7 protein-coding genes and 2 rRNA genes are annotated in these 12,151 nt (G+C 37.4%); 4 read left to right on the forward strand and 5 right to left on the reverse strand.

Annotated elements, in window-relative coordinates:
• Nucleotides 1-13: 13 nt before the first annotated feature.
• Nucleotides 14-3,040, reverse strand: coding sequence for a SusC/RagA family TonB-linked outer membrane protein (locus DU508_RS20975; protein WP_115404628.1), 3,027 nt, complete (start codon nt 3,038-3,040; stop codon nt 14-16).
• Between the two features lie 320 nt (nt 3,041-3,360).
• On the opposite strand from DU508_RS20975, the gene DU508_RS20980 reads away from it, so the two are divergent.
• Nucleotides 3,361-4,173, forward strand: a complete 813-nt coding sequence (locus DU508_RS20980; protein WP_115404629.1) for an MOSC domain-containing protein — start codon at nt 3,361-3,363, stop codon at nt 4,171-4,173.
• Between the two features lie 46 nt (nt 4,174-4,219).
• On the opposite strand, the gene DU508_RS20985 is transcribed toward DU508_RS20980, so the two are convergent.
• The gene (locus DU508_RS20985) at nt 4,220-5,929 is read right to left on the reverse strand and encodes an arylsulfatase (RefSeq protein WP_115404630.1); all 1,710 of its coding nucleotides are present in this window, start codon (nt 5,927-5,929) and stop codon (nt 4,220-4,222) included.
• Nucleotides 5,930-6,772: 843 nt separating this feature from the next.
• Between DU508_RS20985 and DU508_RS20990 the strand changes: the two genes are divergently transcribed.
• The 3 genes from DU508_RS20990 to DU508_RS21000 are packed head-to-tail and all read left to right on the forward strand — an operon-like array spanning nt 6,773 to nt 9,665.
• Nucleotides 6,773-7,957 (forward strand): glycosyltransferase family 87 protein, encoded by a 1,185-nt coding sequence (locus DU508_RS20990; RefSeq protein WP_115404631.1) that lies wholly within the window; start codon nt 6,773-6,775, stop codon nt 7,955-7,957.
• Complete coding sequence (locus DU508_RS20995) at nt 7,954-8,886, forward strand: glycosyltransferase family 2 protein (protein ID WP_115404632.1); 933 nt, start codon at nt 7,954-7,956, stop codon at nt 8,884-8,886. Before DU508_RS20990 ends, DU508_RS20995 begins: the two co-directional genes overlap by 4 nt.
• Entirely contained in the window at nt 8,886-9,665 is a 780-nt protein-coding gene (locus DU508_RS21000) for a polysaccharide deacetylase family protein (protein WP_115404633.1), read from the forward strand. Before DU508_RS20995 ends, DU508_RS21000 begins: the two co-directional genes overlap by 1 nt.
• A 45-nt stretch (nt 9,666-9,710) precedes the next feature.
• On the opposite strand, the gene DU508_RS21005 is transcribed toward DU508_RS21000, so the two are convergent.
• From DU508_RS21005 to rrf (DU508_RS21015), 3 genes are all read right to left on the reverse strand, one after another.
• A complete protein-coding gene (locus DU508_RS21005; RefSeq protein ID WP_199562758.1) occupies nt 9,711-11,477 on the reverse strand; it encodes a S8 family peptidase in 1,767 nt (588 codons plus the stop codon).
• 254 nt (nt 11,478-11,731) lie between these two features.
• Nucleotides 11,732-11,843 (reverse strand): 5S ribosomal RNA (rrf, locus tag DU508_RS21010).
• 187 nt (nt 11,844-12,030) lie between these two features.
• Nucleotides 12,031-12,142 (reverse strand): 5S ribosomal RNA (gene rrf, locus DU508_RS21015).
• Nucleotides 12,143-12,151 lie beyond the last annotated feature (9 nt).

Below are 12,151 nucleotides of genomic sequence, written 5' to 3' on the forward strand. Positions count from 1 at the left end.
AAATTCTTAAAAGTTATAAATCTAGGTTGAAACCAAATACAAACTGGCGGCTCAATGGTGAAGATTCTGCGCCACCCCGTTCCGGATCGTAATCCCTTAGTAACTTGTTTTTTGAATAGGTATAGATATTTGAGCCAGTTGCGTACGCCCTTAGCGAACCTATTTTTAATTTATCGGTTATGCTTTTAGGAAGCGTATAACCTAACTGTATGTTTTTTACCTTGAAAAATGAACCATCGATATATAACAGAGATTGGTACTGATTAGGATATACATTGGCTATGCCATTGCCCTGACGGGGGCGCGGGAAATCGTTGGAAGGATTATTAAATGTCCAGTAATCAAAATTATCTGGTCCGTTCGCCACTCCACCTGGATTATATCGTCCTACAAATTCTGCTTTAACAGTTTGGCCATATCGTGCAATCAAAAAGATGCTTAAATCGAAATTCTTGTATCTGAAATTGTTCTGCAATCCACCAAACCATTTAGGTTGAACGTTTCCAATAATCTGACGATCGTTAGCTGCATCAATGATATTATCTCCATTTACATCCTGCAATTTTATATCTCCGAATCTGAAGGCCTGGCCTGCCTGACTTACTAACCCAGGATTTTCATCAAGTTGCCAGATACCCAGTTTCCGATAAGTGTAGAATACTTTTACCTGAGAGCCGATAAAAAGCGAATTCTCTTCAGGATTACTTGATGCAATAATGTCCCGGCCATCAATCAAAGCGGTAATTTTTTCTCTATTGCGTGAAAATGTTGCTGTTGTACTCCAGGTAAAATCCTTGGTCTGGAAGTTAATGGTTGTTAAGCTCGCATTAATACCCGTATTCAATGTAGCGCCAATATTCTGCGTAATGGTAGTTTGCCCTGTAGAAAGTGGCAGACTTCTGCTCAATATAATGTCGGTTGTTTTAGTCCGGTAAACTTCAATATTACCGGAAACCCGGTTGTTGAATAACCCGAAATCAAGACCTGTGTTTAGCGTGGTTGATCGCTCCCAGCCTAAATCCGGATTGGCAACCACACCACTGAAACCATAGGCAGGTGCCGGCACTTCTCCAAACCCCATCGGTACAGTGCTGATCAAACTTTGTGAGCCATAAGGCGAAACACTTCCTGAATTACCTGCAGAACCATAACTTACCCTTAATTTCAAATTATTGATTTGTTTGATGCTTTTCATGAATTCCTCTTCACTGATTAACCAGCCTACTGAGGCAGACGCAAAATCATCCCACTTTCTTCCGGGTGCCAGTACAGAAGCACCATCCCAGCGTTGAGTAGCCTGTAAAAGGTATTTTCCAGCATAGCTATAGTTTAAACGCCCGGCAAAAGCAAGTAAATCGTAACGTGTAAAACCTGAGGTCGTAACGCGGCTCGATGCTTCGGTACCAAAAAGGTTATTGAAACCTTGTGAGGCTAACACCTGCCTGATGCCGGTAGAGGTATTTACATCGGCATCGCTATGAATATAACTCGATAAAACAGTAGCGGTCACATTATGCTTGGCAACCGTTTTAGTATAAGTGATCACATTATCCCAGTTGTAATACCGGCCGTTATTATTTGTGATGGAGGCCGATGCATACCTGACATTGTTTTGTGCAGTTGAAAACTGATCGTTAAAAATTCCTCTTCGGCTGTTGCTCAATACTGTACCAAAATTCATCCGGTAAGTAAGGCCCTTTATGGGCGTTAATTCGGCATAACCAGTTGCATTTACTTCGGTGGCCAGCGTTTCATCAATTGCTGCACCTGGTCTCTCATCGGTAAGCGGGCTTAGCGTGGTGTTACCTGCTGCAAAACCCAGCATCGGGAAAATATTAATACTTCCATCTTCTGCATAGGGCGTACCCAAGGGTATCGCGGTTAAGGCTGTGGAGAGTGGATCGCGGCGTGTATTGGTTTTACTGTAAGCCAGTTGCCCCGTTATTCCTGCTTTAAACCAGTCATTTACCTTGTGATCAATATTATACCTAAAATTATAACGATTATAGTCATTATTTTTCAGGGCACCTTCTTCATTGAAATAGCCTAGTGAGAACAAAGCTTTGGTGGTTTCTGAGCCACCCCTTACTGATACGGTATGGCTTTGCTGCCGGCCATTCCGGATGGCTAAATCTACCCAGTTTACAAAAGCGCCGGCCTGAATAGCTGCAAGTTCACCCGCACCATTGAAAATTTGTGCATCAGTTTGAGTGATCACTCCTGCATCATTCCGAAATGATTCCCTTCTTAAGGTAAGGTAATCTTCACCTTGGCGTGGATTTGGAAAAGCTGTTTCCCCATTAATTCCATAATAGCCATTATAGGAAACTCTTGCTTTTCCTGAACTTCCTTTTTTAGTGGTAATGATTACAACACCGTTTGCACCTTGTGAGCCGTAAATAGCCGTTGAAGAAGCATCCTGTAAAACATCAATCGTTTCAATGTCATTTGGATTGATATTATTGATACTGCCTCCGTTCTGAACGCCATCAATGACGTAGAGGGGAGACGGATTATTGGAAATAGAACGTGTCCCCCGTATCTGAATATTTATGCCTGCGCCGGCATTTCCACTGCTCCGGGTAATGTCAACCCCGGCTGCGCGTCCTTGTATAGCCTCTATGGCATTGTGAGTAGGTGCTCTAACAATGTCAGCTGCTTTAACCGAAGCAACAGCACCAGTTAAATCCCGTCTCTTTATGGTTCCAAAACCCACTACTACCACCTCATCCAAAACATTTGATTGCGCCGTCAGTTTAACGCTGATGTTCTGTTCATTGGGTTGGACAATTATTGATTGATCAGCATAACCAACATACCTGATAACCAGGGTTATAGGCCTTTCATTACTGACCTCAATAGTAAATTTACCATTGGCATCAGTCACTGTAGTCAAATTTGTTCCCTGAACGGAAATGCTTGCGCCAGGAATTGAGGTATTGGTACCCGACTCCACGATTGTTCCGCTAAGTTTACGGGTCTGTGCCTGGACAGTTAACACCGCCAACAGTAACATGCAGGTGAGATAAAGTCTGTTCATAATTTATATTTGGTTTTAAATTAGTACCGTCAAAAAAACAATAAACGTTAATCAAACGGTTATCAAATATAAATATAATATTTATTAGTACACGAATTATAAAGACTTTAGATATTCCTATATAGAATACAACAAAAGCTATTTACCTGACAGGCTTAGACTTAAACAATAGCAGATAATTAAAGAATTATACGATAAGCATCATTTAAGGGCATTTTTTTGGTTAGTAGAAACTTCGGTGTTCATCATTGAATTATCATCAATAAGTTACATTTATTTTTCCTTAATCAATAGATTTAACGTTTTCTTACCTTTAAGGCATGAATAAACTTTACCTTTCTGGATTATACATTTATCCCATTAAATCTTTAGGAGGAATTAGTTTAGCAACCTCACATATTGAAGAAAGAGGATTGCAACATGATCGAAGATGGATGCTTACTGATGAAGAAGGGATGTTCATTACTCAAAGAAAGCATCACGAACTGGCCTTATTACAAGTGAGCATCGAGAATGATGAGCTGATCGTTTTTCATAAAGCAGACCCTCATAAAAAAATATCTTTTCCTTTAGAGCAAACTATTGGCGAAGGCATTTCAGTAAAAATCTGGGATGATCTTTCTGAAGGTTTAGAAGTAAGCGAAAGTGTAAGTAAGTGGTTTTCTGATTTTATGCAAATGAAAGTCAGATTGGTAAAAATGCCTGCGAAAGAAAAAAGAAAGGTCGATCCAAGATATGCGCCAAATGATGAGATTGTGAGCTTTGCCGATGGTTACCCTTGCTTAATTATTGGAGAGGCCTCATTAAACCACCTGAATCAAAAGCTTTCTGTCTCTGTTCCAATGGATAGATTCCGTCCTAATCTTGTTTTTTCTGGTGGCGAAGCTCATGTGGAAGATCGTTTTAATACTTTTTGTTTGAATGATATTCTATTTTCTGCAGTAAAACCATGTGCAAGATGCGTGCTCATCACCATCGATCAACAAACAGGCATTAAAGGACAGGAACCTTTAAAAACCCTTGCTAATTATCGCCGCGTAAATAACAAAATTATGTTCGGACAGAATTTAATTCATCAGGGCAAAGGAATGATCAGTGTTGGGGATGAGCTTAATGTACTGGATTGGAAATAGAAGAATTAACACTTTACATTTGACTAAATAAATCCGGTTTAAATTATTATTTATTGCCAGGCTTAGGAAAAACCTGATTGGCCATCGCCCATTGTTTCCACAAAGTTTCCAGCTCTTTAACTTTGTCTGGATTTGAGGCCGCCAAATCGTTGGTTTCAGCATTATCCATTGCCAAATTATAAAGATGCCAGGTGGGGTCATTACTTAAAGAAACCAATTTCCAATTTCCCGAACGGGCATACCTGGCTCCAAAATGTTCATTAAACAAAGTTGAATGCCCTGAATTCTCCTTACCATTAAATGAAGGAGTTAAACTTACTCCAGGCGTAGGTTTAATCTTTTTACCATTATAATGAATTGGATAGGTTGTTTTTGCTAATTCAACAAAAGTTTTCATAAAATCCATCACATGACCAATCTGGTTGCTATATTTACCTCGCTGTTTTATTCCTTTTGGCCAATATGCAATCATTGGTGTATGAATGCCTCCTTCAAAAGATTCTGCTTTTGCATATTGATAAGGGGTATTTGAAACATTGGCCCAAATTCTTCCTATTGAGCTATATGTGGTTTGAGCACCAGGAAGGACTTGTTTCTTCGTTGCATATATTATTGGCGTTCCTGCTCTTGTTTCGCTTGGCCGGTCAAAGCCTGGGCCGTAAGCCGCGGCATTCTCCGGACTTGCACCATTATCTGATAAGAATATAATAAGCGTATTATCGAGCTTACCCGTTTTTTTAAGCGCACCGATAATTCTTCCAATACCCTGATCCATTCTGTCGATCATTGCTGCATGCACAGCCATGGCTTCTGCATCCCAAATTTTATCGGGATTATCATTCCATGAAACACGATCAGTAACTGGTTTCGATAATTTTGTAATGTTTGAATCGATAAGGCCAAGTTTGATCATTTTTCGGTAACGGGCTTCACGAATAACATCCCAACCCAATTTATAGGTATCCTTATATTTTGCTATATCTTCAGGTTTTGCCTGAAGTGGCCAATGTGGCGCATTTTGAGCAACATACAGAAAGAAAGGTTTTTCAGTCTTCGCCCATGAATTAATATAGGCCACTGCTGTATCACTAATTGCATCTGTATGATAATAATCTTTTGGAACCGATTTAACTGGTGTTTTGCCACTTACTAAGCTAAACGGATCGAAAAAGTCAACAACTCCCCAAATCGTTCCAAAAAATTTATCAAACCCACGACTTGTTGGATATTGTTCAAGAGGCGAAAAATCACCAAAATCTTTTTGATGGTTTAACCAATCCAGTTGATCTTTTGGATTTTTCTGTACCAAAGTGTTTGATACATGCCATTTACCCGACATGGCAGTATGATAGCCTGCAGCTTTTAATACTTCGGCAATAGTTACTGTATTCTCAGCAAGATGGCCTAAATATCCTAGCTCATTTTCGGCATCAGTCATTTTACCAATCCCGGCTTGTTGGTTATATAGTCCGGTCAATAACGATGCCCGGGTAGGGCAACATCTTGAAGTATTATAAAACTGCCTGTATCGTATACCATTATTGGCTAAATAATCAATGTTTGGTGTATTAATTTCTCCTCCATAACAACCAGCATCAGAAAAACCCATGTCATCTGCAAGAATAACTACAATATTAGGTCGCTCAGGTTTTGATTTTTGGATAGTAAAAGAAGCATCTCTTTTAAAACTGCTTAAACCAAGCATCAGCAAGACAATTATTCCAACTGATGAATAAAAAATTGTTCTGGAATTCATATTAACCACATAAAATGTATTCTATTTTTTAATGAAACTACTAAAACGTTTTAATAAATTGAAATATCAGATGATAAAACTCTGGTTACACAATGGGTAAGTATGAGCGATCAAAAGCATAATTTGGGATTTAAGTTGCATGGGTGCAAATATTTTTCAGGTTTTTCTCATCCTTCTCACACAATGTCATTAAGTTAAGTGCAATTTTTTGCCATTCTAAGGGATCATTCATTTGACTTCGTGGTCATATAAATGAGGTTGAGATTCTTCAGGTGTTTCCCGCTGATGCCGCTGATCACGCAGATAAAAATAAAATCCACGTGATTTTCTTAGATCTGCGGGACATTATTTCTTTAAGAATTTAAGTTAAAATCATGATTAACGGTAATCACAAAACACGTCAATGGCAAGGATCATTCATTTTGGCCTCGCAGCTACTTCGTGGTCATGAAATCAATAAATGATATTGAGATTCTTCAGGCATTTCCCGCTGATCACGCAGATAAAAATAAATTCGCGTGATTTTCTTCGATCTGCGGGATATTATTTCTTTAAAATCTTGGTTAACAATATATTGTACGAACACATCAATGTAGGGATCATTCATTTTGCTTCGCAGCTACTTCTTGGTCATGAAAATCAATATAAATGAGGTTGAGATTCTTCAGGTATTTCCCGCTGATGCCGCTGATCACGCAGATAAAAATAAAGTCTGCATAAATCAGCTTGGTGCGCAGGAAATTGATTTCCTTATATCGATTAGGTTAAATGACCGGTCTTTATGATTAAAATTTGTGGTAATTAGCTATTATCAAAAATGCTTATATTGCAGCAGTAATCGTAATGGCTATCTTAAAAAATTTCAATCTCCAAAAAATTTTTAATTTTCTACTCAAAAAGAACTGTGTAATTGTTATTTATATCGCATTGGCAATTATTGCGGGATTAAAACAATACCAGCATCATTCCTATAATAATTACCTGATTTTCAAGTATGTTTACTGGCATACTGTAGATCTTGAAAATCTTTATGATAATTATCATGAGTATGCAGACAGCAACCATTATGGCCCAGTGTTTTCGGCAATCATTGCCCCCTTTGCTTTGCTACCTGATGGCTTAGGCATGATTTTATGGAATATTACAAATGTTTCTGTTTTACTCTGGGGAATTTATAGCCTACCTATATCTAAAACCAAGCGAACCATAATTGCCTGGATTTGTGCACATGAGGCATTAACGGCTTTGTTTAGTTTTCAATTCAATATTGGCTTAACTGGCCTGATCATACTCAGCTTTTCTTATCTGATCAGGAAAAAAGAAGTTCAATCTGCTTTTTTCATTGCCATTGGAACCCTGATCAAATTGTACGGCATTGTGGGACTGGCTTTTTTCTTTTTTGGTAAAAATAAAATTAAGTTTATTATCGCTGGTTTGGTAGCCATCTGCTTGTTGTTTGCTCTACCGATGATTTTTTCATCTCCGGAATTCATCATTCAGTCTTATTCTGATTGGTATCATTCTTTGGTTCATAAAAACTCTACCAATGCTTCGTTAACCTCTTTTCAGGATATTTCGGTTATGGGAATGGCCAGAAGAATGACTGGTGATGTAAATATTTCAAATACACCATTTTTACTTGGCGGCATTATTCTTTTTGGGTTGCCATATTTGCGAATTAAACAATACAAACATCTGGGCTTTCGATTGATGTTATTGGCCTCCACTTTAATATTTACAGTCATTTTTAGCAGTGGTTCTGAATCACCAACCTATATTATTGCTTTTGCAGGTGTGGCCATTTGGTTTATGGTTCAACAAAATCCGAAAAGTAAATGGGTAATCGCTCTATTTATTTTTGCGTTTATCTTAACGAGTTTATCCCCGACAGATATTTTTCCGAAATCTGTAAAAGAATTTATTCGTCTATATTCACTCAAAGCCCTACCTTGCGTTGTTATTTGGTTAACCATTATTTATCAGATGATGAAAGAAGATTTTGAATCTTATTTGATTGCCGACAAATGAAGAAATTAGTTTCCATCGTGATACCAGCTTACAATGAGGCTGATAATATTTTCGTTATTTCTGAAAGTATTAAAAAGGTTTTCTCTACAATCGATTACAACTATGAGATCATCCTTGTGGATGATGGAAGCGCAGATCATACCCTTGAGAAGATCAAAGAATATTCTTCTATTTCTGAAAATATCTTTTTCCTTGAGTTTTCGAAAAACTTTGGTCATCAACTGGCTGTAAAAGCAGGTATGGATCATGCCTATGGCGATTGTGTCATCTCCATGGATTGTGATATGCAGCATCCGCCAGAACTAATTCCCGAAATGCTAAAAAAATGGGAAGAAGGTTTTGAAGTGGTTTATACCATCAGAGAAGAAGACAGAAACTTATCAAAAGGCAAACGAAGCTCATCCAATTTATTTTACAAGATATTGAATTGGTTATCTGATATAGATCTTGAACCTGGAGCAGCAGATTTTCGTTTATTGGATCAGAAAGTAGTAAATGTATTCAGAAACTTTCAGGAGAACGAGCCATTTCTGCGTGGTTTGGTAAAGTGGTTGGGTTTTAAGCAATTTGCCATTAAATACAATCCTGCTGCACGTTTCTCCGGAAAAAGCAAATATACCCTTAAGAAGATGTTTAGGTTGGCACTTCATGGCGTTACCTCATTTAGTATTAAGCCGCTTTATTCAGCTGTCTATTTAGGCTTTATTTTATCGCTGGCCTCTGTTTTATATATTCCGTATGTTATTTATGCCTTTGTAAATAACGTTGAGGTTTCTGGTTGGGCATCTATGATTATGACCATTGTGTTCTTTGGCGGATTACAACTGATCATTTTAGGCATTATCGGCATTTACGTTGGGAAAATGTTTATGCAAACTAAAAACCGCCCCAATTATATTATTCGTTCAACCAATATTCCTGTTAAATAATGGTGCTTTTAAGTTTTGACATTGAAGAATTTGATATGCCATTTGAATACGGAAAAGATATTTCCTTTACCGATCAAATTGCCATTTCCCGTACAGGTACCATAGCTATTTTAGATCTTTTAGATAAACATCAGGTTATAGCGACTTTTTTCTGTACGGTTACTTTTGCCGAGAACATTCCTGATTTAATTGAAAGGATTACCAGAAGTGGACATGAACTCGCATCTCATGGTTACTATCATTCAGATTTCAAACCAGAACATTTGCTTCAATCTAAATTGAAATTAGAAGAACTTTCGGGCAAGGAAATCACAGGATACCGAATGGCCAGAATGATGCCTGTAGATGAGCAGGAAATTGAAAAAGCAGGATATACGTATAATACCTCCATTAATCCCACTTATCTTCCCGGGCGCTATAATAACTTTAACATCTCCCGAACTTACTTTACTAAAGATAACGTATTACAAATTCCGGCATCAGTAAGCCCGATGATTAGATTTCCACTTTTTTGGCTCTCTTTTCATAACCTGCCATTGGGTATTTATAAATCATTGGCCAGCTGGACTTACAAAAAAGATAAATACCTTAATATTTATTTTCATCCCTGGGAATTCACTTATTTAGATGATTTCGAACGGTTTGGATTTCCTGGTTATGTGCGCAAAAACACGGGCAATAAAATGATTCAAAGGATGAATAATCTAATTGAATGGATGAAATCTAAAAATTATCCTTTCGGAACCTTTCAGGAATTTATTAAAGCAATTAAAAAATAAAGCAATTTCAATTAGCAACTGCTAACTGCCAATTGAAACCGAAAACTATTTATATGTTTCTGCAAGCTTAAGTGCTTGGTATGCATTTACAATTCCACCACTAACACAAAGTTCATTGAAAGATACGCGAATGTTTTCGCCCTTTTCATTCTTGTATTTTACTTTATGCGTTACTTTTGAAACAGATTTTATAATAATTTCTCTGACTTGTTTTGGAGTTAAATGAGGATAATAACTTAATATTAGTGCAGCTAAACCAGAAACCACCGGCGATGCCATACTTGTTCCCTCGGCTTCCTCATATTTACCATCTGGAACGGTTGAATTGATTAAAAAACCTGGTGCAAAAACATCCACATTATATTTTCCGTAATTAGAAAAACCAGCCTTTAAATTATCATCATCTTTATAAGAACTCGCTCCTACTTCAATCCAGTTACTGGCATGTGGAAGTTTAAATTTTGCTGAATCTAACGGAATAGGTTTAGCAAAAGTAGATCTGTCCATAGTTGGTCTCATACCCGTCCCATTGTTTGGAGCATTTGGTTTTGGTGGTATAAAATCTGGCCTTGTTGGTTTTTTATGAGCTTCCTTGTAATCTTCTGCCTCTTTACTATCAAAATATTTGTTAGGATAATTTTCTTCGATATCGTTATTCTGGTTGTCATTTCCAGCAGCATGAACCAGAAGCACACCTTTTTCTTCTGCATATTTTACTGCTTCATCTACAACTTTTTTATCCCATTTATAGCCTTTACCAAAACTCATATTAATAACCTTGGCTCCATTATCAACTGCATAACGGATACCATTAGCCACGTCTTTATCACGTTCATCGCCTGTTGGTACCACTCTGATAGCCATGATACTTACATTATTGGCTACGCCCATTATGCCAAGAGCGTTTGTTCTGTCAGCGCCAATAATTCCCGAAACATGTGTACCGTGAAATGCGTCAGGGCCTTTCACATCATTATTTCCATAGTTGCGCTCATTTGAATTTGAATAATCATCACCAACCAATTCGGCACGCATATCATACTTAGGATTCAAATTATATTTAAGCATGGCATCATATTGCTTATAACCATCCTTTATACTCTTATAGAATTTCTCAAAACCACCTTCTTCTTTTGAACCTTTTCTGATAATTGTTTTAATTTGCTCTTCTACTTCATCATCTGCTTTATATCTTTCGATATCCTCATAAGATGGAACCTGCTTATTAGCAGTTCTAGCTACAGAATCCAATACTTTATTTATTGCGAGCAAAACAGAAAAAGTATTACTGGCATCTTCATATTTTTTTCCAAAATCGCCAACCATTTTTTTATAAAGCCTGAATTCCTCTTTCTGAGCACTATCCAATGGAGTAAGGTTTGTGGTCGACTGATATTTTGGGGTATAAATTCTTAACAGCCTAACCAATTCAAGATTATCAAATTCAAGATTTCCTTTTTTTGAACCTATAAAATTCCATCCGTGAATATCATCAACATATCCATTTCCATCATCATCTATGCCATTGCCCGGAATTTCTTTTTTATTAGTCCATAACACTGATTTCAAATCAGGATGATTAGTATCTACTCCTCCATCAATTACGGCTACTATTACATTTTGCTTAGGCTTTTTATCTTTTAGTAACTCACGATAAGCTTTTTCAGTGCTAATACCAAAATAACCATTTTCAATTAAATCGAGGTTATACCAGTTTGCTGGAAGTTGTACATTTTTATTTTGCCCAAAAACCGTTATGTTAATTAAGCATAACAGGGTAAGGAGAATTAATTTGATCTGATTCTTATTCATAATGATATGTACGTAATACTGCAATAATACGGTTTTATTGTGTTGAGCTTGAAAGATTTTACATTTTTTAACAAGAAGATATTTTAGAAGTGATCTCTGCATTTTTGATGGCAAATGACATGATCTTAGAGATAGAGAACAAAAGATTCTTTATTACTTCTATCAGTAATAAGGTAGCAAAGTTTCCTTTATACAGGAAAACCCCTATAAAACAAGAAAACCCTGTAACAAATTGTTACAAGGTTTCTTTTAAGATTTGGCATCGACCTACTCTCCCACGTGTTACCGCAGTACCATCGGCTCTGGTGGGCTTAACTTCTCTGTTCGGAATGGGAAGAGGTGGACACCACCGATATAGACACCTGAATATTTTATTGAGGTAGAAAGGTTGAAGGTACGAAGGTGGAGGGCAAACCCTGAACCTTAAGCCTTTTCGCCTTGAACCTTAAATGTATACTGGTTTCAATATTTCAAACTATATGACCTTAAACATAAGGTCCTCTATTTAACGAAGAAAACCCTTTGACCGAAAAGTCAAAGGGTTTCTTTTAAGATTTGGCACCGACCTACTCTCCCACGTGTTACCGCAGTACCATCGGCTCTGGTGGGCTTAACTTCTCTGTTCGGAATGGGAAGAGGTGGACACCACCGATATAGGCACCTGAATATTTTAT

The organism is Pedobacter chinensis (assembly GCF_003339865.1).
In the GTDB taxonomy this organism is placed as follows: Bacteria; Bacteroidota; Bacteroidia; order Sphingobacteriales; family Sphingobacteriaceae; genus Pedobacter; species Pedobacter chinensis.

Excerpts from the sequence above, each read along its gene's own strand:
- DU508_RS20995 (WP_115404632.1), top strand. The coding sequence starts at position 7,954 with ATGAAGAAATTAGTTTCCATCGTGATACCAGCTTACAATGAGGCTGAT.
- DU508_RS20985 (WP_115404630.1), bottom strand. The coding sequence starts at position 5,929 with ATGAATTCCAGAACAATTTTTTATTCATCAGTTGGAATAATTGTCTTG.
- DU508_RS21000 (WP_115404633.1), top strand. The coding sequence starts at position 8,886 with ATGGTGCTTTTAAGTTTTGACATTGAAGAATTTGATATGCCATTTGAA.
- DU508_RS20980 (WP_115404629.1), top strand. The coding sequence starts at position 3,361 with ATGAATAAACTTTACCTTTCTGGATTATACATTTATCCCATTAAATCT.
- DU508_RS21005 (WP_199562758.1), bottom strand. The coding sequence starts at position 11,477 with ATGAATAAGAATCAGATCAAATTAATTCTCCTTACCCTGTTATGCTTA.
- DU508_RS20975 (WP_115404628.1), bottom strand. The coding sequence starts at position 3,040 with ATGAACAGACTTTATCTCACCTGCATGTTACTGTTGGCGGTGTTAACT.
- DU508_RS20990 (WP_115404631.1), top strand. The coding sequence starts at position 6,773 with ATGGCTATCTTAAAAAATTTCAATCTCCAAAAAATTTTTAATTTTCTA.